The sequence below is a fragment of the Paenibacillus sp. RS8 genome (assembly GCF_041956825.1).
GTDB lineage: Bacteria > Bacillota > Bacilli > Paenibacillales > Paenibacillaceae > Paenibacillus_AQ.
Genome location: NZ_CP168131.1, coordinates 7,029,140 through 7,052,082, shown reverse-complemented (window position 1 = coordinate 7,052,082; position 22,943 = coordinate 7,029,140). Strand labels below are relative to the sequence as shown.

The following is a 22,943-nucleotide window of genomic DNA, read 5'->3' as shown; positions in this document are numbered from 1 at the left end:
CGTATGAATAAAGAACGATCACCGCAAAGCAAGACGGTTGCTTGGACAGGGATCATCAGCGATGTTACTTTGGCAGTAGCTAAGGGTAGTTTTGGCTATATTTCAGGTAGCAAGGCATTAATGGGCGATGCTTTATACTCCGGAGCAGATGCTGCAGCTAAATTGGCGGATATTCTTCCGTGGCGCTCTGAAGAGAACAGAAAGAGCAAGCAACGGATAGAAGATCGGCGGGGGAGTAAGGAACCGCTTTTAGCTATACTTTTTTCGGTATTAATCCTAATGGGAGGGCTGCAGATCGTATTCTCTGCAATCCGTGACTTAACCGAAGGACAGTCATCTACTCGCGGTGAACTTGCACTTGTAACTGTCTTGCTATCTATTGTATTTAAAGAAGCTGTATTTCAATATCAATATCGGTACTTTAAAAAAATAGGTGATGGCAGTCATGCTGCTTATACCAATAGTCATCGTTTCAGTTTATATACTTCTATCACAGTATTAGTTGGGATATCATTATCAATGGGAGGGACCTATTGGCATCCTCTACTCTATATGGACCCTATTGCCGCACTTTTAACTGGATGCTTAATACTTCGTAAAGGCTATATACTCATTGTTAGTACGGTAAATGGTAAGAATGTGCAGGAGCTACCTTCTGAGGAGGCAGCTAATTTTATTGAAACTGTACAACGTGTTCACGGCGTTATCCGTGTGGAACATTTGAAGGCGCTTGAGCAAGGAAATTATGTGAATCTGCATGTGAAGATCAGTGTAAATCCGCGAATAACGGTGATGGAAGCACAGGATATATCGGAATGTGCAAGAAAGTTATTACAACACCGGTTTGTTCATGTTGGTGAGGTACACATGGACGTAGTTCCTTATGACCCCGGATATCCATACAAAAGTAACTATGAATTGGCGGATAATGATATTCCGACGTTGCTTCAGTAGTTCGCAAGGTGAGAGAAAGGTGAGCGCTATTGCTTTATTCAAAAACAAGATGGCAATCTCCGGCAGCCGATCCCGACATCGTAAGGGATATGGCCCGGAGCCTTTCTATTTCTCCGCTCTTATCCTCACTATTAGTGACTAGAGGAATGAATACGCCGCATGAGGCTCTATCGTTCATGGATGGCGGTGTGGAAGCTTCGCATGATCCGTTCCTCCTAAAAGGAATGGCCGAAGCGGTTCCCAGAATTAGAAAGGCTTTAAAAGAAGAAGAACATATTCTTATTTACGGTGACTATGACGCCGATGGTGTGTCCAGTACCGCATTAATGATTCATTTGCTACGTTACTTGGGCGCTTCCTTTGATATTTATATCCCGCACCGTTCGAATGAGGGCTACGGGCTGCATAATCATGCTTTGGATTGGGCTCTACAGCAGGGTGTATCCTTAATTATTACTGTAGATACTGGCATTAGCGCCTATCATCAGATTGCTTACGCTAATGAACTCGGGATCGATGTGATCGTCACGGATCATCATGAGCCACCAGAGCTTCTCCCTGAGGCTTACACGCTGATTAATCCGAAGCTGCCCGACTGTCCATATCCCTTCAAAGGATTGGCGGGTGTGGGGGTAGCTTATAAGCTTGCCCAGGCTATGTTAGGGGAGGAAACTCCCGAAGAATGGGCGGAAATAGCTGCTATCGGTACTGTAGCGGATTTAATGCCGCTTCTAGACGAGAATCGCGAGATTGTTCGAAACGGGTTAGTCAGTATGCGAAACTCTCGATTCCCTGGTATTCGTGCTTTACTAGGTGTCAGCGGGGTGAACATGAGTACCGTGAGTGCGGTTAATATCGCTTTTGGAATGGCGCCTCGTATAAATGCGAGCGGTCGTCTGGATCATGCTGGACGGGCAGTGGCTTTACTTACAACAGAGCATGCTGATGAGGCAGAGCAACTGGCTGGGGAACTTGATCTGCTCAATAAAGAACGCCAATTGGTTGTAGAAAGAATTGTAGTGGAGGCCACTGCAAAACTGGAGCAGATGACTCAGGGCGGAGAAATACCAGATATCATTGTTCTTGCTGAACAAGGTTGGAATGTGGGTGTGGTAGGTATAGTGGCTTCTAAACTGCTGGAGCGTTACTATCGGCCTGTGATTATTCTGGATATTCATCCAGAGACCGGTATGTGCAAAGGCTCTGCCCGCTCCATTCCTGGCTTTGATATATATGCGGCGTTATCCTCTTGTTCTAACTTAATGGAGCATTTCGGTGGTCATCCAGCAGCCGCAGGAATGAGTCTGCATCAGGACGGCTTAGAAGCCTTCGCTGCGGCATTAAATCAATACGCGGCTACTGTGTTGACACCGGAGCATTTCGTTCCTGTTACTTCTGCTGATGCAGAAGTGTCGATATCTGATTTGTCCCTTCAGACCGCGCTTGAATTGGAAAGGCTTGCACCTTTCGGGATGTCAAATCCTTTGCCAAAGTTTATCATTCGCGGGGCTACCGTGAAAGAGACACGAACAATGGGGCAAGAAGGAAAACACTTGAAGATTGTATTGCAGCAGGGGAAGAGTACAATTGAAGCCTTAGCTTTTGGTAAAGGAGATTTGGCTAAGCTCCTTCCTGCGGGCACCACAATCAATGTGCTGGCAGAACTGTCGATCAACGAGTGGAATGGCTCGAGGAAACCACAATTGATGCTCCAGGATTTATCTGTTCAAGATGCTCAGTTATTCGATCTCCGTGGCGCTGCTGACGCTGTACGGCAAGCTGCGCATATTAGAGAGCTGCTGCTGCCTTATAGCGGTGCTGGTCCATATCGTGCCGCAGCAGTGTTTCAGAGCGGTCGTATGAACCCACAGACTGAATTGATAGGAATGTCCTTCTGGGTATATGATAAAGAAGATGGCATTAGCGCCGCTAATAAGGATGACTCAATTCAGGAATCAGGGCATGTCTCATTGTTATGTCTACTGGATATGCCGGAGACGCCTGAACAACTTGACGCGTTACTAAAGGCTTTTCCTAATGCTGATAATATCGCACTGTTGCATTCTATAAAGGATGGTCGTGAACGACTTATCATTCCGACACGGGATCATTTTAAAATACTTTATAAACTGCTGGCGTCAATCACTGCTGTTGCAACACCTGAGAATGAAGTGCTGCTGCGGCTAAGCCGACAATCATCATTAAGTATTCGAATGCTTAATAAAATGTTAGATGTGTTCGAGGAGCTTGATTTTATCGAAAGAAGTCAGGGAAGTGTGACCTTTATTACGCAGCCCGCAGCTAAGAGTCTTACAGCATCAAGTCATTTCGTTAGACTGGGGCAGATGGCGGAAATGGAGCAGTACTTCATGGAAGGTAGCCTGTCTGAGCTACAGGATTGGATGTTATCACGTCGTTTAGGCGTATCGTAATTACGAAGTAAGTTTTGCCGAACTGAACTCAATGAAGCATATGCTAACAAAACAAAGCAGACGCTTACGAAGTAAGTTTTGCCGAACTGAACTCAATGAAGCATATGCTAACAAAACTTTTAGGAGATGAAAAATTTGGATTTTAAAGATAGTATTCGCGTGATTCCTGACTTTCCAAAAGAAGGTATTAGTTTTAAAGATATCACCACTTTACTAAAAGACGGTGACGCTTACCGCCAGGCGATTGATGCACTGAAAGCTCTTGTAGCTCACTTAGAAATAGACGTAATAGCTGGACCGGAAGCACGTGGTTTTGTAGTTGGTGCACCGCTTGCTTATGCATTGGGTGTAGGTTTTGTGCCAATTCGTAAGAGTGGGAAACTGCCTTATGAGACTATCGAGGTTGGGTATGATCTTGAATATGGTAAAGACACACTTGCTGTTCATACAGATGCGATTAAGCCTGGACAAAATGTATTAATTGCTGATGATTTATTAGCAACAGGAGGCACTATAGCTACTTCGGTAAGCCTTGTGGAGCAGCTTGGTGGTAAGGTGGTAGGCGCAGCATTTTTGATTGAATTGGTTGAGCTTGCTGGACGTAATAAGCTTTCTGGAATTGAAGTTATTACTTTAGTTGATTACGAAGATTAATCCGATAAACTTGTCTTTTCCCGGGAAATAAATGGGCATTTATGTATCGAATGATGTTGAAAAGTGCAAACAACAGCAATTCTCTGTCACCACTTGCGGAGAATTGCTGTTTTGCATTTTTTGATCAAAATGCTTCTTAAACGATCAACCGGAAATTTCAGTTTTGAGTCAAAAAAAAGACTGCTTAATCCATAAAATGGATCTAGAGCAGTCTTTTTGAATTATTAATTCATAAATAAATTAGTGAGCAGCTTTATCGCTTTCCCCACCATCATTGGACAGTCCAAGAACTTCAATGAGTTTGAAGAATATGGCTAGAACGATACCAACAATTGTAGCTAGAGCCATACCACTGAGTTTTACGTTGCCCATAGTAAGGGTTGTGCCACTAATTCCGACAACAAGTACCAGGGTAGCCATGATCATGTTAGTAGCCTTGGAAAAATCAACTTTTTGCTCAACAAAGATCCGTAAACCTGATGCGGCAATTACGCCGAATAACAGCAGGGATACACCACCCATTACAGGTGTCGGGATGTTAGCAATAACGGAGGAGAAAGTCCCTGAGAACGAAAGCACAATGGCGATCACCGCTGCACCGCCAATAACATATACCGAATAAACTTTAGTTAAAGCCATAACCCCGATATTCTCACCGTAGGTTGTATTTGGAGTAGAACCGATAAAACCGGAAAGAATGGTTGATATCCCGTTACCCATCAGGGAACGGTCAAGTCCAGGATCTTTAGCCAAATCTTTACCGACGATATTACTGGTTACAAGCAAATGTCCAATATGCTCAACAATTACAACAAGCGATACTGGAATAATGGTTAGGATTACATTCCAATCGAAGGATGGAGTAACAATGGTAGGGTGTGCTAAAAAATTTGCATTAGATATGGCAGCAGTATCCACCATTTTCATAATATAAGCTAAACCATAACCAGTTACGATACCGATGAGGATATGAATGATTTTAGGGAAACCGCGGAAAAGCACAGCTCCGATTACCGTTACGCCCAGTGTTACCATAGAAAGTGTGATTGCTTTGCCATCAGGAGTCCAGTCTGCAACTGCAACACCTTCAGGAGCAATAAGTCCTGCCATACGCGCGGCAACAGGCACAAGCTCAAGTCCGATCGTTGCTACGATAGCACCCATTACAGCTGGTGGGAAGACGACATCAATCCATTTTGTTCCTGCATAACGGATGATTAAAGCAACGAGTACAAAGATAACACCAGTGATGATGAAAGCGCCTAAAGCAAGCGAATACCCTTTCATATGATCATCTTGATGATCGGCAAGCACAGATAAGACTGGTGCGATAAATGCAAAGCTGGAGCCTAGGTAGGCAGGTATTTTACCACGGCAAATCCAGATGTATAACAGTGTGCCGATACCGTTCATCAGCAAAATCATCCCAGGGTCAACCCCGAACAAGTTAGGCACTAGCACTGTACTGCCAAACATGGCGAACAAATGCTGTAGGCTTAATAGAAAACCGGGGCCCCATGGAAGTTTTTCATTAACTTGAATTTCGCGTTGCAATGGAGTTCACTCCTCTTTCTTATTGGCTATGATATTGTCCAGCGAAAATCCGCCTTTACTAGATTAAATAGAACTGGGCATTTTTACAACAACATTTTCACAAGTGTTATTAATTTGTCCGATTTTCATAACTTTTACTTCTTGAATACCATGAGATGGCAAGTGTTGACGTAATCCTTCGTAAGCGTCATAATTATAGACAACTTTGAACAAGAGCGTAAGTTGCTTGCGAAATGATTGGAACCTGCAGATTTTAGAATGATTGCGGGTTCATTTTATTATAGAAAGGAAACGGATACGACGAGAATGGGCATAGAGCGATTAATTGATAAGGCTGGCGCCTATATAAAAGATAAAGATCTTCTCCGCATCCGGGAAGCTTATGAATTTGCCGATCAGGCTCATCACGGGCAGATCCGCAAGTCGGGGGAGCCATACATTCTGCATCCGCTGGCGGTGGCAGATATTGTCGTCAATATGCAAATGGATGTTATATCTATTGTTGCGGCGCTTTTGCATGATGTTGTGGAAGATACGACGGTCTCATTGGAACAAATCCGCGCGAAATTTGGCGATACCTGTGCGATGCTTGTCGATGGCTTAACTAAGCTGGAACGCATCCGTTTTCGCTCAAAGGAAGAGCAGCAGAACGAGAATTACCGTAAGATGTTTATTGCGATGGCGCAGGATATCCGGGTTATCGTTATCAAACTAGCGGATCGCCTGCATAATATGCGTACGTTAAAGTATCAATCTGAAGAGAGCCAGCGGCGTATTTCTTACGAAACGTTGGAGATTTTCTGTCCTGTGGCTGATCGTTTGGGGATTTCCGCGATTAAGTGGGAGATGGAGGATATTGCACTTCGTTACTTGAATCCGCAGCAGTACTATCGCATTGCTAATCTGGTGCATAAGAAGCGGGCAGAACGTGAGCAATTTATCGACAGCGTAATTGGCCGTATTCGTGCCAAGCTGGATGAAATGGGCATTGAAGGTGATCTTTCAGGTCGCCCGAAGCATATCTACAGTGTTTATAACAAAATGAGCACAAAAAACAAACAGTTTAACGAGATCTATGACCTCTTGGCCATCCGTATCATTGTGGATAATATCAAGGATTGTTATGCAACCCTCGGAATTATTCATACGCTTTGGAAGCCGATGCCAGGTCGATTCAAAGATTATATAGCTATGCCCAAAGCGAATATGTATCAATCTTTGCATACTACAGTGGTAGGTCCTGGCGGAGAGCCGACCGAAGTGCAAATTCGTACTTGGGAAATGCATCGCACGGCTGAATACGGGATCGCAGCACACTGGGCATACAAAGAAGGTACCAGCAATAATGTGAATCCGGAGAACCGGATGCCATTTTTTCGCGAAATATTGGAGCTGCAGCATGAGGCCAAGGATGCCGAAGAGTTCGTAAAATCACTCAAAATGGATTTTTTCTCGGATCTTGTGTTCGTATTTACGCCTAAAGGCGAGGTTATTGAGCTTCCTGCGGGTTCTGTACCGCTTGATTTCGCATTCCGTATTCATACGGAAGTGGGGAATCGCACGATCGGTTCTAAGGTAAACGGACGAATCGTACCGCTGGATCACAAGCTGAAGACAGGCGATATTGTTGAAATACTGACGTCTAAGCATTCTTACGGACCGAGCCGCGACTGGCTCAAGATTGCCCAATCCTCTCATGCGCGAAGCAAAATTAAGCAATGGTTCAAAAAAGAAAAGCGTGAGGAAAATGTCGAAAAAGGTCGCGAAGCGATTGAACGTGAGCTGAAGCGTCTGAATGTCGAGGTTTCTGAGTGGATTTCCGATGAGAAATTATTAGAAGCTGCGAAGAAATTCGCTTTTAACGATGTTGAGGATATGTTATCTGCTGTTGGCTTTGGGGGAATTACCGCTTCTCAGATTGCTTCCCGTTTGACGGAGAAGCTGCGCAGAGAGCAAGAAGAAGCCGCTAATCACTTAGAGCTCACCTCAGAGATGAAGGAGATCAAGTCTTCCGGCGAAAAACGTAATCAACCGACCAATGGTGTTAGTGTAAAGGGAATTGAAAATTTACTTGTCCGTTTTGCACGATGTTGTAATCCGGTACCGGGTGACGATATTGTAGGGTATGTTACACGGGGCCGGGGCGTATCTGTACACCGCCAGGATTGTCCTAACATTCCGGGTGAAGGTGACGGAGAAGAAGCAGCTAGAGTGATTGAAGTGGAATGGGAAGGCACGATGGAAGCGAACTACAGTGTGGATATTGAGATTACTGGTCATGATCGTAATGGACTGCTCAATGAAGTGCTGCAGGCGGTTTCCGAGAGTAAAACGAACATTTCTGCGGTCACTGGGCGCTCTGACAAGAATAAGATGGCAATGATTCATATGACCATTCTCATTCGTAACACGGAACATCTGCAATCCGTTGTAGATAAAGTGAAACGAGTCAAGGATGTATATACAGTGAATCGGATTATGCAATAGGGCAAGGAGCGGAGTAGTACGATGAGAGTTGTAGTACAGCGTTGTAAGGATGCCAAAGTAACCGTGGATAGTGCAGTGACCGGAGAGATTGGCAAAGGCTTGATGCTGTTAGTTGGCGTTACGCATGAAGATACAGAAAAGGATGCCAAATATTTGGCGGACAAAATAGCAGGACTGCGTATTTTTGAAGATGAAGCCGGTAAAATGAACTACAGTGTCACGGAGACTGAGGGAGCGATTCTCTCGGTATCCCAGTTTACTTTATACGGGGATTGTCGCAAGGGGAGACGGCCGAACTTTATGGGAGCAGCAGCTCCAGCAGAAGCCGAGCGACTTTATGATTATTTTAACCAAGAGCTTAGAGCCGGAGGTCTTCAGGTGGAGACGGGCGTATTTGGAGCGATGATGGATGTGTCGCTGACCAATTGGGGCCCGGTTACTCTCATTTTAGATAGCCGCAGTTAATGAAAAAAATGTCGAAGATTGCTTCCTATTTATCAAGACCTTAACATCAAAAATTTCAAATTTAAAAAGCGTCCAACATACTAGTCGTGACTAATATGTTGGACGCTTTTTTGTTATTGTAAAATTCGTTCTCCGTTGGTGTAATCAACATATTAATCTTGTTAATTACTTCAACACTAACCGATAAGTCGTGAGTTTGGGCTTATTATCCACAAATGTGCTCGTCGAGACCATTAGTTGCTTGCCCGAAGGGCTCCAGGCGACGGTTGCGACATCCTGGAAATCGCCGAGTTGCTCGATCTTGCCGGTCTTCGCATCCGCAACGTAGACTCCGTTCATGCCGTCCCTGTCCTTGTTATACACGGCGAAGGCCAAGTACGAGCTATCTGGGGACCAATCGAAGGCGTACATCTGAGTCGTCACGGCGAGCTTAGTCCGTTTCGAGGTGTCGTTCGAGTTCATGAGGAACAGCGTGCGTTCCGTATCCCCCGTACTCTTTAGCATGGCTAACTGATTGCCGTCAGGGGACAGCGACATTCTCCAGACGGATTTGTCCACGATCGACTCTTTCTTCGTCTCCAGATTGTAGGCCGACAGTGTGTTATCGGGATTAGAGTTGATGTAGAAGAGCATATTCCCAGTCTTCGCTGCATAATCGAACATGACGTTTTTATCTTTGCTAAGTAATACCTCGTCTTTACTAACTGTCCCAACCTGCAGAATAGCACCTTTACCGTTGCCGACGATCAGGTGACTGGAGTCTGTCCACTGGCCCCATTCCTGTCCGCCCTTATCCTTATCCGTGATTATTCGGCTAGTTCCGGTTGGCAAATGCACAAGGACACCGCGGCCACCGTCCATCATGAACGAGGTGTTTTCATGGAAAAAGACATATTGGCCGTCCGGCGAGACAATCGGACTTTCTTGCACGCGGTCTTCGCTCGGTTTCAGCGCCTTGACCTGCTTCGTTTTCAAATTGTAAATATACAGCTGGGTAGGCTTCATTGGACCGGAGTCGGAATCAATCTTCTTCGCGTCCGGATTCGTCTGGGCAATTAACAATTCGTTCTCGTTCAGCCAATCTTGCGCATACAGGCCGTCAAGTCGCTCGAGTTGATCCATGGTGATTGATTCATCGATTTGCGAATCAGGCTTCTCTGGCTTGTTCTTGTCAATGACGGTAACTGGTGGGCTATTAGTTGCTCCACCGCCGTTATCCTGTGTTATGCTGCTGCAGCCTGCGATCCCAACCGCTAGTAATACGATCCCAACTTGTTTCATCTTCATGATTGATGTATCTCCTTCTAAGCTGTGTTATAAATCTGATAAGAGTGTACCAACAGGATGTCTCCACAGTATTTCGAATTGTTTCCAAGTTGTAAACGTATCGAGACTTGGAGAAGAGAGAAGTTGGGACTTATACAGAATCATGATGATAGAGGGGAAACTGTACTTCGAACACGCTCCCAGTGGAGTCTGAGCGTTTCAATTGTATGATTCCTCTTTGCTTCTCCACCCATTGTTGAACGAGAGCAAGTCCCAAGCCGCTTCCTCTCGTTTCTTTTGAACGCGCCTTGTTCGCGGTGTAGAAGGGTTCAAAGATTCGCTCCTGGGATTCGGAAGGAATGCCAATTCCCGTATCAACAATTTCTACTTTTGCGTGATTCTGTTCGGTATACAATCGAATATTGATGCTTCCACCGGGGAGGTTGTATTTGATCGCGTTGTCCAGTAAATTAACGAAGATGTGTATTAAACTCTCTCGTTCCGCCCATATGGTGGCAGGTATTGTGTGAAGCTGAAAGGTTAGTCCGAATTTGTCAGCCTTGCCTTTCATAAGAGAGACGAGTTCGTCCAGCACGATATCAAGTGACACGGCTTCAGCCTGGTATTCGAATTCGTACTTCTCCAGTGAGGCAAGGCGCAGCGCGTTTTCCACTAGCTTGTGCAGTCTAGACGATTCCTTGCGAATGCTTTCCATCGCTTGCTGAAACAGTAAAGGATCATCTGGGTATAGTTCCAGTAGATCGGCATATGCAGTGATAGAAGTGAGAGGTGTCTTAAGTTCATGACTAATATTATTAATGAATTGCTTCTGTTGCTGCTCCAACACTTGCAGCTTGTCTACGACAAGCGATAGCTTCGCTTTCTCCGTTTCTAACTTCTTCATACTCGATTCGATTTCACGGCTCATGCTATAAATGCCCTCGCTTAATTCGCCAAGTTCATCCTTACGGACTAGCGGTGCATGATCAATATACGCTCCTGCTTCGATGTTGTTCGCTGTCTGCTTAAGAAGAGTTATAGCTTTGGATTGTCGGTAGACATAGAGGAAGCCAAGCAGGAAGCTGGCGAGCAGAACGGTTGAGCCGGATAGGAGAAACATTGTTCTTGTCTCCCGGTAAAAGGCGTGCAGCTCGCCCACGGGTCTCTGGAATTCGGCTACAGCGATCAGTTGTTCCTCGAACATGATGGGTGTGAAATAATATAGCACGTCCTGGACGTCCGAATAAGCAACTTTGCCCTGGAGTGCATACTGCAGCGCATCCGGCATAGTGGGGGAAGGAACGAGAGGCAGCGAATTCCCGATCTCGACACCGGTCTCATCGTACAGTCGGACGTGCAGTCCGTTGGATTGCCCCAATCGATTGGAGAGATCCATGCCACGATACTTCATGAATGCCTTCAAGCTGACCTGTTCCCCGGACAAGTAGCTCATCTTCACCGTCAATTCGGCGCGGTTCGTCATCTCCGCCATTTCTCGCTCCAGTCCAGTACGGTTGGTTGTGACGGATACTGCGTAGTACTAGCACACTAAGCACGCTCACCGTGAACAACAGCAAGCCCGCGAGCAGCAGGGAGAACTTCCATCGTAAACTCACCCTCATAAGGACTCCCGGGTGGCTTTGTAACCTACTCCGTATACGGTCTGGAGCAGACGTTGACCTTCGTCGCCCAACTTACTGCGGATGCGCTGTATATGAATGTCTACTGTGCGCGTGCCCCCGTCATAGTCGAGCCCCCAGACAAGATCTAGTAGTTCCTCGCGCGTGTATACCCGTTCCGAATGGAGGACGAGCAGGTGTAGCAGCTCGAATTCTTTGGGCGTCAGCCCCACCTTCTCACCGGTCACCTGTACGTCACGATGTGACGGGTTCACTGTCACTGCACCAATTATGATTGGACTGTCGGAGGGAGCGTGTTCCGCGCTTTTCTCGACTCGACGGTGCAGCGCTCTAACTCGGGCGACGAGCTCTCGAATATCGAACGGCTTGGTCATATAATCATCTGCACCCAGCTCCAGGCCTAGTACTTTGTCTACAATGTCGTTCTTGACCGTGAGCAATAGGATGCCAATCCCTCTCCGGTTCTCCAGCCGACGGCACACATCATAACCAGACAGCCCTGGCATCATAACGTCCAGTACGAACACTTGCGGCTGGAACGATTCGACGAGCCTAAGCGCGGCTTCGCCATCAGCGGCCGTTTCGACCTGAAAGCCTTCCCGCCGCAGTGCATAGGCGATAGCTATCACGATAGAGCGTTCATCGTCTACGACAAGCACTCTTTTATCCATGCTGTTAATCCTTTCCACCTCGCTATTGTTGTTGTGATACGCCTATTCTACATATTGCGCTCAGCAAAAGCGAACCAATTGGGGTTTGAAAGCAAACACCAGCTCTAATGGAAATTCCGAAATTCCAGTAATCCTCCTTCTTCTGATGGCTACAAGCGTCCTTCGCGTAAAAGTCTGCTTGTATCTGTTGTGTTGTAAGTAGATACTTGCGCGGATAGAGCCACTTGGAGCTGGATAAACTACAGGTAGACAGTGATCCCGCACAAGGCAAGGAGCTTAGGTAATGAGACAATCACAGAAGGCATGGGTATGGAGAAGCATCCCGGCACTAGCGGCTGGGAGTCCTGTAGAAGCCTATGCATTAGCCAAAAAGACAGAAGAAGAAATTGAATCTCAAGTGATCAAAGGAAGAAGCCGCAATCTCTTACCGCGTACCTGAAATGGTGGTAGAGGCGGCTTTTTGATGCAGTTAACGGGGTGTATTTTCTGATTAGAGTTTAGAAATCATTGTGATAAGGGTAATAGACGACAAGAAAGAACAATAACTACCTTTTCATATGAACAAGCAGAGAGGAGAACTTATCACATGAGTAATGTTGCGTTTTTACTAGCTAATGATTTTGAAGATTCTGAGATGAAGGTTCCTTATGATGAAGTTATAAAGGCAGGACATCAAGCTGACATTATTGGTTTAAAGAAGGGGGAGACCTTACTAGGCAAAAAGAAAGAAGTCTCTTACGCAGCTGATAAATCTATAGCCGATGTTAAAGCAGGCAGCTATGACGCGATTGTAATTCCAGGGGGTTCTTCCCCCGAAAACTTGCGGCAAAATGCGGATATTCTGAAGTTTGTGAAAGAAGCAAATGAAGCTGGTAAACCAATCGCATCTATTTGCCACGGACCTCAAATTCTGATTAGTGCAGACTTGCTTAAGGGACGTACCATCACCTGTTATCCTCCGCTGAAAGATGATGTTGTGAACGCCGGTGCGGAGTTTAAAGATGAAGAAGTGGTAGTTGATCGTAATTACATTACTTCGCGTACACCGAAAGATGAGCCTGCCTTCGTTCGTGAAATATTGAAGGTCCTGAAATAGCAATTTATAACACTGAGTCTTATAATCTAAAGGAGGTAATGGTAATGACCAGAAAAATCCAAGCATATTTTAGAACGGAAAATGAAGCAGAAGGTGCTAAAATTGCATTGATTAGTTACAAGGTGGATGGCTTGGAAGTTTGGCCGCTCACGGACCCTATTGGGGAAGATCGTAGAATCCTGTTTCCCATCGCGCCATTTAGTAATACAACATTAGCTGCAGGCACAATAGGGACGCTTGGAACGGGTAGCACTCCGGCAGCTGGAGCTATGCTGGCTCCTGGTGTTGCCGCCTCCGAAACTCGGGATGAACCTGAGACTCATTATAGTGTAGATGAAGACCAGGTAAGTGCGGATGTAGCCGATGACGAGCTTACAGATGGGGATTTAAGTGAACTGCGTTATGTGATGGATTTAAGTGTCGCAGAAGAGAATTATAATGAGGTTGTAGAAATCCTTCGGGGTAAAGGGGCATTTGTTGAGCAATTCGATTAACAACAATCTATTAAAATAAACCGCTTTCATGAATGTAATATAATCGTAATATTACATACATGTTTCCTTAATATAGCGTGTTTATAATAAAGGCATGACCCCCTTTTTAATAATATATGATGATGGACCTGCAGCATTTGGCTGCAGGTCATTTTTTTTGTAACGGTTCAAATGAAAGGTTAGAAGTTGAAAGTTGTCGAATTTTTATTCAGCTTCGTATTTACTGCCTTGACTTTAGCACAGTAGTTCAGTAGAATTTAAAAATATACGATTTTATCATATGGTTTTGATGACGGGAACAAGTAATTCGAGGACCCACAACCCCAGAGAGGAATCCCCTGTAGATTCAGATGACATCCAGTACAACGGATGATTTATCGTTTCCGCTTGGCTGCAAGGATTCTGTTGATGAGCGAATGAATGACCTCCCCGAGAACGTACGGCGAAAGTGGGCAATGGATGTTGCCGCGATCAGTAGCCGTTACGCGTAGGCGGGCGTTAACCGCTTTGAGCGGATTCAGAATGGTTCTGATCCGGAATGTGGGTGGTACCACGGGTGTATTATTGGTTATGATAATCCCTCGTCCCTGTTTTTTATAAACAGGACGGGGGATTTTTTGTTTTGTTTAGCATGATGAAGTGATGAAGAGAGCAGATTTAGAGGGGTATTTTTTAGGAGGGATAGACTGTGGCTAAAGAAAGATTCGAGAAACCTACAGGAACACAGGATGTGCTTCCGGGGACTGTGGAGAAATGGCAGTACATTGAAGGGAAGGCTAGAGATTTGTGCCGTCGTTTCAATTATCGTGAAATCCGTACACCAATGTTCGAGAACACGGGGTTATTCGAGCGTGGGGTAGGCGAAACAACGGATATTGTGGAAGGTGAGATGTACACGTTCAAGGATAAAGGCGATCGCGATTTGGCGCTGCGTCCTGAAGGAACGGCAGGTGTAGTTCGAGCTTATGTTCAGAACAAGCTATATGGTGAACCGGATGTAAGCAAGCTGTATTATATCGGACCCATGTTCCGTTATGAGCGTCCACAGGCAGGGAGATATCGTCAATTCCATCAGTTTGGTATTGAGGCTTTTGGAGCCGTGGATCCGGCTATTGATGCGGAAGTAGTTTCTTTAGGCTATCAATTCTATAAGGATCTTGGCCTTAAGGATGTAAGAGTTGAAATCAATTCTGTCGGTAACGCACCTAGCCGTGCAGCTTATCGGGAGAAACTATTGGGTTTCTTAAGACCCATGAAGGATACCCTTTGCAGTGACTGTCAGCGTCGGATTGAGCGTAATCCGCTTCGCGTGCTGGATTGCAAGGTAGATCAGGATAAATTTACAGATGCGCCTTCCATTTTGGATAGTCTGGATGAAGAGTGCACAATTCATTTTGAGAAGGTGAAGATGCACCTTAACATCATGGGAGTGGAATTCACCATTAACCCTCGTCTTGTCAGAGGACTGGATTATTACACGCATACAGCGTTTGAATATAAAGCAGCAGGTATTGGCTCGATTGATACCGTGGGCGGCGGTGGCCGATACAACGGTTTGGTTGAAGAAATTGGTGGACCGGACCAACCTGGGATTGGTTTTGGGATTGGGCTGGAACGAATTCTCCTCATTCTTGAGGATCAGAAGGTAGAGCTGGAGACGGCGAAGCCACTGGATGTGTACTTCGTAGCTCTCGGTGAAGAAGCTGATATCGAAATCTCTAAACAGCTATATATTCTGCGCAGCCAAGGGTTCTCGGCAGAACGCGATTATTTAGGCCGGAAGATGAAGGCGCAGATGAAATCGGCAGACCGTATGTCGGCACGTTATACTGCCATTCTTGGCGAAGATGAGCTGAAGAATGGGGTCATTACAGTGAAGTCGATGAATACCGGGGAGCAGCGTACCGTGAAGCTGGAAGAGCTGGGTCAGGCACTAGTTTAGACCATCTGACTACATCGTCTTATGGTGACTGTATAGAGAAAGATTAAAAATGTATTTTTAACCATGAAGGGGAATGATAAATTATGCAAAGAAGTCATCATTGTGGACAATTAACGCCAGAACATATTGGACAGACGGTAACCTTGAACGGATGGGTGCAGACTCGCCGCGACCTTGGGGGCGTACTATTTATTGATCTGCGTGACAGAAGCGGTATTGTACAAGTTGTATTTAACCCAGACTACTCTGGCGAAGCCTTACAAATTGCTGATAAGGTTCGTAGTGAATACGTCCTGGCTGTTAAAGGTAAAGTTGTTAAACGTGATGCTGAAACCATTAACCGCAACCTGCCAACAGGTGAAATTGAAGTGCAAATTACGGACATTGAAGTGCTGAACGCAGCTAAGACACCTCCGTTCTTCATCGAAGATGGTGTGGAAGTAGACGAGTCTCTGCGTCTCAAATATCGCTATTTGGACCTTCGTCGTCCGGAAATGCAAAGAACCTTGCTGCTTCGTTCGAAAGCTTCTAAGATTTTCCGTGATTTCCTTGACAGTGAAGGATTCATCGACGTAGAAACACCGATCCTGACTAAGAGTTCTCCGGAAGGCGCGCGTGATTATTTGGTGCCAAGCCGTGTGCATGAAGGTGAATTCTTCGCATTGCCGCAATCTCCACAAATCTACAAGCAATTGTTGATGGTGGGCGGCGTGGAGCGCTATTACCAAATCGCTCGTTGTTTCCGTGATGAAGATTTGCGTGCTGACCGTCAGCCAGAATTCACTCAAGTGGACATCGAAACTTCATTCCTATCACAAGATGAACTGCTTGGTATGATGGAGAAGCTGATGCAGCGTCTGTTCAAGGAAACTGTAGGAGCAGATATCGAGCTTCCATTCCAACGTTTGACTTATGCTGAGGCTATGGGCAAATACGGATCTGATAAACCAGATCTTCGTTTTGGATTAGAACTTGTAGAAATGAATGATATTGTTGCAACTAGCGGTGTGAAGGTGTTCGCTTCTGTAATCGAAAAAGGCGGCGAAGTGAAATGTCTAAATGCTAAAGGCTGTGGCACTTGGACTCGTAAAGAAATCGATGACCTCGGACCTTATGCCGCTCGTTATGGCGCGAAGGGGTTGGCATGGATTCAAGTGAAAGACGGTGAATTCAAAGGGCCGATTGTGAAATTCTTCTCCGAAGAAGAAATTGCGGCTGTGAAGGAGCGTACAGGCGCTGAAGAAGGCGACCTTCTCCTCTTCTCTGCTGATAATAAAAAGGTTGTAGCAGACGTTCTAGGCGCTCTTCGTGTCAAAATCGGACGTCAACTCGGTCTGATCGACGACAATGTATTCAAGTTCGCTTGGGTTACTGACTTCCCACTCCTTGGTTATGATGAAGATCAGAAACGTTATGTGGCGGAACACCATCCGTTCACTCGTCCACGTGAAGAGGATCTGCATCTGTTTGACACAGATCCAGGTGCAATTCGTGCGCAAGCTTATGATATCGTTCTGAACGGTTATGAAGTAGGCGGGGGCTCCATGCGGATTTACAAACGTGACGTACAGGAGAAAATGTTCGAAGCCCTTGGCTTCACGCAAGAGGTTGCTTACGAGAAGTTTGGTTACCTGATGGATGCGTTCGAATACGGTACACCTCCACACGGCGGTATCGCATTCGGTTTAGATCGTCTAGTAATGCTATTGTCCGGTCGTACGAATCTGCGTGAAACCATCGCATTCCCGAAAACAGCAAGTGCAACAGACCTGCTCATGGACGCACCTTCGCCAGTAGATGGTTCACAATTGGAGCAACTGCACATTAAGCTGGCTCTTAAACCGAAGAAAGAAAAAGAATAATTAACTAATCGAAGCGGGCGAGGCAGATTTCTGCTTCGCTATAGCTTTTGAAGGAGGCTGTACCTCATGCTACATCAGTTCTCACGCACGGAACTGGCGATCGGACCGGAAGGTCTGGAGATAATGAAGAACAGCACGGTAGCGGTGCTAGGCATCGGCGGTGTTGGCGGTATGGCTGTTGAGGCTTTGGCGCGCACCGGTATCGGCAGGCTGATTCTGATTGATAAGGATTCTGTAGATATTACTAATGTGAATCGGCAAATTCATGCACTCACCACAACGGTTGGGCAGAAGAAGGCTGAATTGATGGTAGACCGTGTGAAGCTGATCAATCCAGAATGCGAAGCGATTGCGCTCAACATGTTCTATACAGAAGAAACCTATGAGGAATTGTTCAAATTAAAACCTGACTATGTGCTCGATGCTTCGGATACGATTATTTATAAGGTTCATTTGATCAAAGAATGTCTGTCCCGTGGAATTCCAATGATCTCAAGCATGGGCGCTGCCAACAAAATGGATCCTACACGATTCCAGGTAGCAGACATTTCCAAGACAACCTATGACCCTATTGCTCGTGTCATTCGTCAGAAGCTGCGTAAGGAAGGGATTAAAAAGGGCGTGAAGGTGGTATTCTCTACAGAGCCGCCAATGAAGCCGCGTCAGGATGTTACGGATAAGATCGTTCCGGAGAATGCGCCGGATCGACGTAAAGCGAAACAACCACCAGCCAGCAATGCATTCGTTCCACCGGTAGCCGGTCTGATCATGGTCAGCGTCGCCGTGCGTGATTTGCTTGAGGCTGGAGGCGTCAGCGTGTAAGTGAACCGCTGAGCTGAAGCTGTTTCAATTATAGCGAAATTAGTAAATAAAATGGACAAAAGGGCGAGCAGCTGGAATCCAGTTGCGTACGCCCTTTTGTTGTGGTTAGCAGGTGAGTCTGCAAGATGCAGACGACATATAGGCATAATAGCTAAACCGGGATGAACCGCTGGTTATTAAGCTTATAATCCGGGTAATATCCGCCTGCGGAACTTAATATCAGTGGAGGTTTTTGTACATGAAATCGAATTTTTGGCGAAATAGTGTAGGGCTTGCGCCTGAGAATGAATGGAAACGGGAATGGGCTGCAGGGATCCTCTCGTATTTTGCTTCGGTATATATTGTGATGGTGAATGCGACGATTCTTCATGACGCTGGTATGCCGCTTAGACCGGCCATGGTGGCTACGTTATTGACTGCCATTACAGGCTGTCTATTAATGGCCTTCGGCGGGAAGACGCCGATCATCGTAGTACCAGGAATGGGGATTAACGCCTTTTTCACATACACACTTGTTCATTCCATGAATTTGGGCTGGAGAGAGGCACTTACGGTAGTCGTTATAACGGGTGTGTTATTCGCTATCGTGGCCTTCACCTCGCTTTATCGTATTCTTAGTGAAGCGATCCCGCAAAACCTGCAGCATGCGATAACTGTCGGGATAGGGCTATTTCTGACCTTTATAGGGCTGCAAAAAAGCGGAATTGTGATCGCACATCAGACCACTTTTGTTGCAATAGGACATTTTAGTGATCCTGCAGTTATCACTTCCTGCGTAACCTTGCTACTCGCTTTAGTACTGTTTATCCGCGGGACCAACGGTGGTTTGCTTATCAGTATGCTGGTTGGTACAGGTCTAGCCTATTTGCTGGGAGCGGCTCACGCACCTGAGAAGCAGGCATCAGGCCATGTATTTACGGGTTATGGAAGCCTGTTTTTTGGAATGGACTGGGGTGGTATTGTAAGCCTCGTATTCTGGATTGCGGTATTCCTATTGCTGTTAATCGTTGTATTTGAAAATATTGGGCTGGTCGCCTCTCAGACGATGATGGCTGGACGTCCTGAGCGCTTCAAGAGCAGCTTACGAGCACTCTCTATTGCCAATATCGCCGCAGGTCTCTTTGGAAGCAGTCCTGTAGTCGCCGCTGCAGAATCCAATGCAGGAATTGCTGCAGGTGGACGTTCGGGTCTGACCTCGCTCGTGACAGGGCTTTTGTTCGGGGCAACATTCTTGTTCCTCCCTTTGCTCTCCTACATTCCAGACAGTGCTATCGCACCGATCTTGATTGTAATCGGTGGCCTTATGGTACAAAATGTGCGTGAGATGGACTTGAGCGATTTGACAGAGCTTTTCCCTTCTTTTTTGATCATGGTTATGATTCCATTCACTTATAGTATTGTGGACGGGATGGCTTTTGGCTTCATCACTTATCCGATCGTGAAGCTTGCTGTGGGCAAGGGGAAAGAAGTGCCTCCTGCACTCTATGGGATTGCGGGCTTGTTTGTAGCTAACTTTATTTTACAAGCTGTGCTATAGTGGGGGGTCTCTTGAAAGATTTGGTATTTTAGTGCTGATTGTGCTACAATGGGTATCCTTTTTGTGTGAGAAGAGGGAATGAGGAGAATGAAAATTTAAGCTCGATAAACTTTTAGGAGGTAACTGAAATTGGAAGACAACTTTCAAAGTGCCTATCAAGAGGAAGAAGACAGGCTGAATCAAGCGCTTACTGAGATTGACACCTTATTGGAGAAGCTTAACCAGACTCCGGTGTACACGGGACACGATTATACGGAACAAGTGTTAGAAGCGAACCGTGAACAGAAGCGCAAAGATCTTGCCAAGCTTCGGCAGGAGCCTTATTTCGGACGGCTTGATTTTCAGGGCAATGATGAGAAGCAGCGAAAGGCACTCTATATAGGAAAAATCGGCGTAGACCGCGAGCAGGTAAGCGACCGTCCGCTAGTCATTGACTGGCGTGCACCGGTAGCAAGCCTGTTCTATTCGTTTACCGGTGGTACGGAGCCAGCCTCCTATGAAGCTCCTGAGGGACTGATAGAAGGACTGGTATACCTCAAACGCAACGTGGTGATTCGTAAGCAGATTCTGGAGCGGGTCGCAGATACGTACAATCGGGAGAGTGACGCGCCTGTAGTATCAGACGAGTTTCTCGTCTATCGCTTGGGAGAGAACAAAGACAATCGTCTCCGTGATATCGTATCTACCATCCAGGAGGAGCAGGACAAGATTATCCGTGCGGCCAAAAATACTGCACTGATCATTCAGGGCGTAGCGGGAAGTGGTAAAACAACAGTTGCACTGCACCGATTAGCCTTTCTGCTGTATCAATACAAGGATCAGGTTTCTGCGGAAAAAATGATTATTTTTGCACCGAACCGGATGTTTCTGGATTACATCTCAGATGTACTGCCTGAACTAGGAGTAGGTAATATTGCTCAGAGCACCTTTCCGGATTGGGCGGCAAATGTACTAGGTCTGGAGCTTCCAGAACAGGATGCGATGGAGACGATGAACCGCTGGTTTGAAACCTCTGGCGGTATGCCTGTGATTACAGAAGAAACGCCGGGACGTTTCAAGGGCTCTACGGTTCTGATGAGTATTATTGAATCAAGTATTAAGCTGCTGGAGACAAGTTCTGTTCCTGAGGGAGATTTTATCCCGTGGGAAGGCGCTGTGCTGCGCCGATCGATGATCTTACGTTGGCATAATGAAGAGTACGCTCCTTATCCGCCAGCGAAGCGGAAGGAACGTGTAATGGCACGGATACATCGCTGGATCGAGATGGAGCTGAAGAAGAGTCCATCGGCTGCAGCTATGAAGGATCGCAAGAAAAAAGGTGCTGCGCGAGAAAAAGCATATAGTGCAAAATGGCCTAAGTACGATCCGTTGACGATCTACAAGCAAATCTTCCGTGCGGCTAAAGTCCCGGAAGATTGGCCTGTGAATCCACCAGAGAATATTCCGGTAGTTGTGCTGAAGGAAACGGCTAAAGATCTGAAAAAAGGAATTATACGCGAAGAGGATTTACCGCCTCTGTTGTATATCCATTATCTTTTGAATGGAGACGAGGGTGTAACTCGCTTTGATCATGTGGTGATTGACGAGGCTCAGGATTTTTCTCCTTTCCAAATTGCGGTGCTGGATTTATATGTGCGGGGTCATTCCTTTACGATCCTGGGTGATCTGTCACAGGGCATACACGCCTATAAAGGCGTACACGCTTGGGAAGAGATGCAGACCTTGTTTGCCCCTGAGAACACGGCTTATCACGCACTGACACGGAGCTATCGTTCTACTATGGAAATTATAGATTTCGCTAATGGCATTCTATCTTCCGGTGTGGAAAGCTCTCTGCTGGCTGTTCCAGTTTTTCGTAGTGGAGATCCCGTGCGAATGATCGCCTACGGGGAGGATACTGGGAAACTGGTGGCTGATGAGCAAGCTCGTCTGCGGACAATAAGCAACTCACTGAAGTCTTTGTCTGGAAGGGAATACCGTACTGTGGCTGTGCTAACACGTAGTTTGCGTGAAGCCACAGAGCTGTACGCTGAGCTGGAGCAGCATTTTGAAGATATACATCTGATAGACGGCAGCATGACGCAATATCAGGGGGGACTATCGGTGCTGCCTGTGTATTTATCTAAAGGTTTGGAATTTGATGCGGTAATCTTAGCGGATGCCGATCGAGATCATTACGGGGCGACAGCATGGGATGCAAAGCTGATGTATGTAGGCTGTACACGAGCACTCCACGAGCTTTGGTTGCTTCATAATGGGGAAATGCCTTCCTATGTGCAAATGACGGCTGAAAGCGATTCTGAGGGGAATTAAGACTGGTGGAGAACAGTTATAACTGTTTTTGAACTTGTAACTCCCCTATAGGTATGGCTTAATAATAAGTGTCCGGCCGGGCAAGAACACTTCTGGAAGGAGGCTGATTGAGATGATTTCAGTATACGAGGTGGTTTCCGTCTAAGACGGAAACCCGCTTAAAGCGAGGAGGCCGTATGGCCTCCTTATTACTAACATAGGAAGTACCACACTTATCCATAAAAACGAAATTTATGAATTAGAATGTAGACGCTACCAAGAGGTTTTTATATAATGAAATTACGGATTTTTCCAAATATGAGGAGAAGAAAGGAGGCAGGTGACGTGATTATAACTAAAAACTTAGTTGACCGACGCATAGGGACACACCTGTTGAAGGAGGAAATGCAAGTTGAGTTATGTAAATGGGAAGGATGTGCTCCCCCCTGGCTTGCTCGAAGAGCTTCAGGGATACATCCAAGGTGAACTGCTCTACATCCCGAAGAAAACGGAAGAGCGGGTTAGATGGGGCGAGAACAGCGGTTCGAGGAAAGAGATAGCGAATCGCAATAAGGAAATTTTCAGTTGTCATCGTGAAGGCGATTCCGTAGCAGAGCTTCAGAAGAAGTATCATCTGTCGGAAGAAAGCATTCGTAAAATCATATCAAAAATGAGGCTGGCGATAAACTGCTAGCGTACAATTTGAAAAAAGAGCATGGCTCCCGCCTTTCTAAGACGAGATCATGCTCTTTTTATTTTTTACGGAGAATACGTC

The 22,943-nt window shown here is 46.1% G+C and carries 20 protein-coding genes; 15 read left to right on the top strand and 5 right to left on the bottom strand.

Features of this window, described 5'->3' with window-relative positions:
• The first annotated feature begins 3 nt into the window (after nt 1–3).
• The 3 genes from ACDZ28_RS33025 to ACDZ28_RS33015 all read left to right on the top strand — a co-directional run bounded on the left by ACDZ28_RS33025 (nt 4) and on the right by ACDZ28_RS33015 (nt 4,040).
• Nucleotides 4–954: a cation diffusion facilitator family transporter gene (locus ACDZ28_RS33025; protein ID WP_076117411.1), complete on the top strand. Its 951-nt coding sequence runs from the start codon at nt 4–6 to the stop codon at nt 952–954.
• Nucleotides 955–983: 29 nt separating this feature from the next.
• On the top strand, nt 984–3,386 hold the full coding sequence (recJ, locus tag ACDZ28_RS33020) for a single-stranded-DNA-specific exonuclease RecJ (protein ID WP_375103812.1): 2,403 nt from the start codon (nt 984–986) through the stop codon (nt 3,384–3,386).
• 135 nt (nt 3,387–3,521) lie between these two features.
• Nucleotides 3,522–4,040, top strand: a complete 519-nt coding sequence (locus ACDZ28_RS33015) for an adenine phosphoribosyltransferase (protein ID WP_042130484.1) — start codon at nt 3,522–3,524, stop codon at nt 4,038–4,040.
• A 240-nt stretch (nt 4,041–4,280) separates the two neighbouring features.
• Here ACDZ28_RS33015 and uraA read toward each other — a convergent pair whose 3' ends face one another.
• Entirely contained in the window at nt 4,281–5,594 is a 1,314-nt protein-coding gene (gene uraA / locus ACDZ28_RS33010; protein ID WP_042130482.1) for a uracil permease, read from the bottom strand.
• Between the two features lie 306 nt (nt 5,595–5,900).
• Here uraA and ACDZ28_RS33005 point away from each other — a divergent pair, with 306 nt between their 5' ends.
• Both ACDZ28_RS33005 and dtd read left to right on the top strand, forming a co-directional pair.
• Nucleotides 5,901–8,081, top strand: coding sequence for a bifunctional (p)ppGpp synthetase/guanosine-3',5'-bis(diphosphate) 3'-pyrophosphohydrolase (locus ACDZ28_RS33005; protein WP_042132407.1), 2,181 nt, complete (start codon nt 5,901–5,903; stop codon nt 8,079–8,081).
• A gap of 21 nt (nt 8,082–8,102) precedes the next feature.
• Nucleotides 8,103–8,546: a D-aminoacyl-tRNA deacylase gene (gene dtd / locus ACDZ28_RS33000; RefSeq protein WP_375103811.1), complete on the top strand. Its 444-nt coding sequence runs from the start codon at nt 8,103–8,105 to the stop codon at nt 8,544–8,546.
• Between the two features lie 165 nt (nt 8,547–8,711).
• Here dtd and ACDZ28_RS32995 read toward each other — a convergent pair whose 3' ends face one another.
• The 4 genes from ACDZ28_RS32995 to ACDZ28_RS32980 form a co-directional block, all read right to left on the bottom strand.
• The gene (locus tag ACDZ28_RS32995) at nt 8,712–9,833 is read right to left on the bottom strand and encodes a TolB family protein (protein ID WP_375103810.1); all 1,122 of its coding nucleotides are present in this window, start codon (nt 9,831–9,833) and stop codon (nt 8,712–8,714) included.
• Between the two features lie 130 nt (nt 9,834–9,963).
• Nucleotides 9,964–11,223 carry a sensor histidine kinase gene (locus ACDZ28_RS32990; protein ID WP_375103809.1) on the bottom strand — a complete coding sequence of 420 codons (1,260 nt, stop codon included), beginning with the start codon at nt 11,221–11,223 and terminating at the stop codon, nt 9,964–9,966.
• Nucleotides 11,150–11,428, bottom strand: a complete 279-nt coding sequence (locus ACDZ28_RS32985) for a hypothetical protein (RefSeq protein ID WP_375103808.1) — start codon at nt 11,426–11,428, stop codon at nt 11,150–11,152. The genes ACDZ28_RS32990 and ACDZ28_RS32985 overlap by 74 nt, the downstream gene beginning before the upstream one ends.
• Before the next feature lie 2 nt (nt 11,429–11,430).
• The gene (locus ACDZ28_RS32980; RefSeq protein ID WP_375103807.1) at nt 11,431–12,123 is read right to left on the bottom strand and encodes a response regulator transcription factor; all 693 of its coding nucleotides are present in this window, start codon (nt 12,121–12,123) and stop codon (nt 11,431–11,433) included.
• Between the two features lie 283 nt (nt 12,124–12,406).
• On the opposite strand from ACDZ28_RS32980, the gene ACDZ28_RS32975 reads away from it, so the two are divergent.
• From ACDZ28_RS32975 to ACDZ28_RS32930, 10 genes are all read left to right on the top strand, one after another.
• Complete coding sequence (locus ACDZ28_RS32975; protein WP_156114855.1) at nt 12,407–12,562, top strand: hypothetical protein; 156 nt, start codon at nt 12,407–12,409, stop codon at nt 12,560–12,562.
• 147 nt (nt 12,563–12,709) lie between these two features.
• Nucleotides 12,710–13,219, top strand: a complete 510-nt coding sequence (locus tag ACDZ28_RS32970; RefSeq protein ID WP_375103806.1) for a type 1 glutamine amidotransferase domain-containing protein — start codon at nt 12,710–12,712, stop codon at nt 13,217–13,219.
• A gap of 44 nt (nt 13,220–13,263) precedes the next feature.
• A complete protein-coding gene (locus ACDZ28_RS32965; RefSeq protein WP_042130472.1) occupies nt 13,264–13,713 on the top strand; it encodes a hypothetical protein in 450 nt (149 codons plus the stop codon).
• Nucleotides 13,714–14,063: 350 nt separating this feature from the next.
• Nucleotides 14,064–14,204 carry a hypothetical protein gene (locus ACDZ28_RS32960; RefSeq protein WP_156114854.1) on the top strand — a complete coding sequence of 47 codons (141 nt, stop codon included), beginning with the start codon at nt 14,064–14,066 and terminating at the stop codon, nt 14,202–14,204.
• Between the two features lie 197 nt (nt 14,205–14,401).
• Nucleotides 14,402–15,655, top strand: coding sequence for a histidine--tRNA ligase (hisS, locus tag ACDZ28_RS32955; RefSeq protein ID WP_042130470.1), 1,254 nt, complete (start codon nt 14,402–14,404; stop codon nt 15,653–15,655).
• 83 nt (nt 15,656–15,738) lie between these two features.
• Nucleotides 15,739–17,517 (top strand): aspartate--tRNA ligase, encoded by a 1,779-nt coding sequence (gene aspS / locus ACDZ28_RS32950; RefSeq protein WP_076117403.1) that lies wholly within the window; start codon nt 15,739–15,741, stop codon nt 17,515–17,517.
• 66 nt (nt 17,518–17,583) lie between these two features.
• Nucleotides 17,584–18,339 carry a ThiF family adenylyltransferase gene (locus ACDZ28_RS32945; RefSeq protein ID WP_060621914.1) on the top strand — a complete coding sequence of 252 codons (756 nt, stop codon included), beginning with the start codon at nt 17,584–17,586 and terminating at the stop codon, nt 18,337–18,339.
• 238 nt (nt 18,340–18,577) lie between these two features.
• Nucleotides 18,578–19,876 carry an NCS2 family permease gene (locus tag ACDZ28_RS32940; protein WP_042130466.1) on the top strand — a complete coding sequence of 433 codons (1,299 nt, stop codon included), beginning with the start codon at nt 18,578–18,580 and terminating at the stop codon, nt 19,874–19,876.
• A gap of 129 nt (nt 19,877–20,005) precedes the next feature.
• On the top strand, nt 20,006–22,189 hold the full coding sequence (locus ACDZ28_RS32935) for a HelD family protein (protein ID WP_375103805.1): 2,184 nt from the start codon (nt 20,006–20,008) through the stop codon (nt 22,187–22,189).
• A 391-nt stretch (nt 22,190–22,580) separates the two neighbouring features.
• Complete coding sequence (locus ACDZ28_RS32930; protein ID WP_042130463.1) at nt 22,581–22,862, top strand: CD3324 family protein; 282 nt, start codon at nt 22,581–22,583, stop codon at nt 22,860–22,862.
• Nucleotides 22,863–22,943 lie beyond the last annotated feature (81 nt).

Excerpts from the sequence above, each read along its gene's own strand:
- ACDZ28_RS33025 (WP_076117411.1), top strand. The coding sequence starts at position 4 with ATGAATAAAGAACGATCACCGCAAAGCAAGACGGTTGCTTGGACAGGG.
- ACDZ28_RS33005 (WP_042132407.1), top strand. The coding sequence starts at position 5,901 with ATGGGCATAGAGCGATTAATTGATAAGGCTGGCGCCTATATAAAAGAT.
- dtd (WP_375103811.1), top strand. The coding sequence starts at position 8,103 with ATGAGAGTTGTAGTACAGCGTTGTAAGGATGCCAAAGTAACCGTGGAT.
- ACDZ28_RS32995 (WP_375103810.1), bottom strand. The coding sequence starts at position 9,833 with ATGAAGATGAAACAAGTTGGGATCGTATTACTAGCGGTTGGGATCGCA.
- ACDZ28_RS32990 (WP_375103809.1), bottom strand. The coding sequence starts at position 11,223 with ATGAAGTATCGTGGCATGGATCTCTCCAATCGATTGGGGCAATCCAAC.
- ACDZ28_RS32980 (WP_375103807.1), bottom strand. The coding sequence starts at position 12,123 with ATGGATAAAAGAGTGCTTGTCGTAGACGATGAACGCTCTATCGTGATA.
- ACDZ28_RS32975 (WP_156114855.1), top strand. The coding sequence starts at position 12,407 with ATGAGACAATCACAGAAGGCATGGGTATGGAGAAGCATCCCGGCACTA.
- ACDZ28_RS32970 (WP_375103806.1), top strand. The coding sequence starts at position 12,710 with ATGAGTAATGTTGCGTTTTTACTAGCTAATGATTTTGAAGATTCTGAG.
- ACDZ28_RS32965 (WP_042130472.1), top strand. The coding sequence starts at position 13,264 with ATGACCAGAAAAATCCAAGCATATTTTAGAACGGAAAATGAAGCAGAA.
- ACDZ28_RS32960 (WP_156114854.1), top strand. The coding sequence starts at position 14,064 with ATGACATCCAGTACAACGGATGATTTATCGTTTCCGCTTGGCTGCAAG.
- aspS (WP_076117403.1), top strand. The coding sequence starts at position 15,739 with ATGCAAAGAAGTCATCATTGTGGACAATTAACGCCAGAACATATTGGA.
- ACDZ28_RS32945 (WP_060621914.1), top strand. The coding sequence starts at position 17,584 with ATGCTACATCAGTTCTCACGCACGGAACTGGCGATCGGACCGGAAGGT.
- ACDZ28_RS32940 (WP_042130466.1), top strand. The coding sequence starts at position 18,578 with ATGAAATCGAATTTTTGGCGAAATAGTGTAGGGCTTGCGCCTGAGAAT.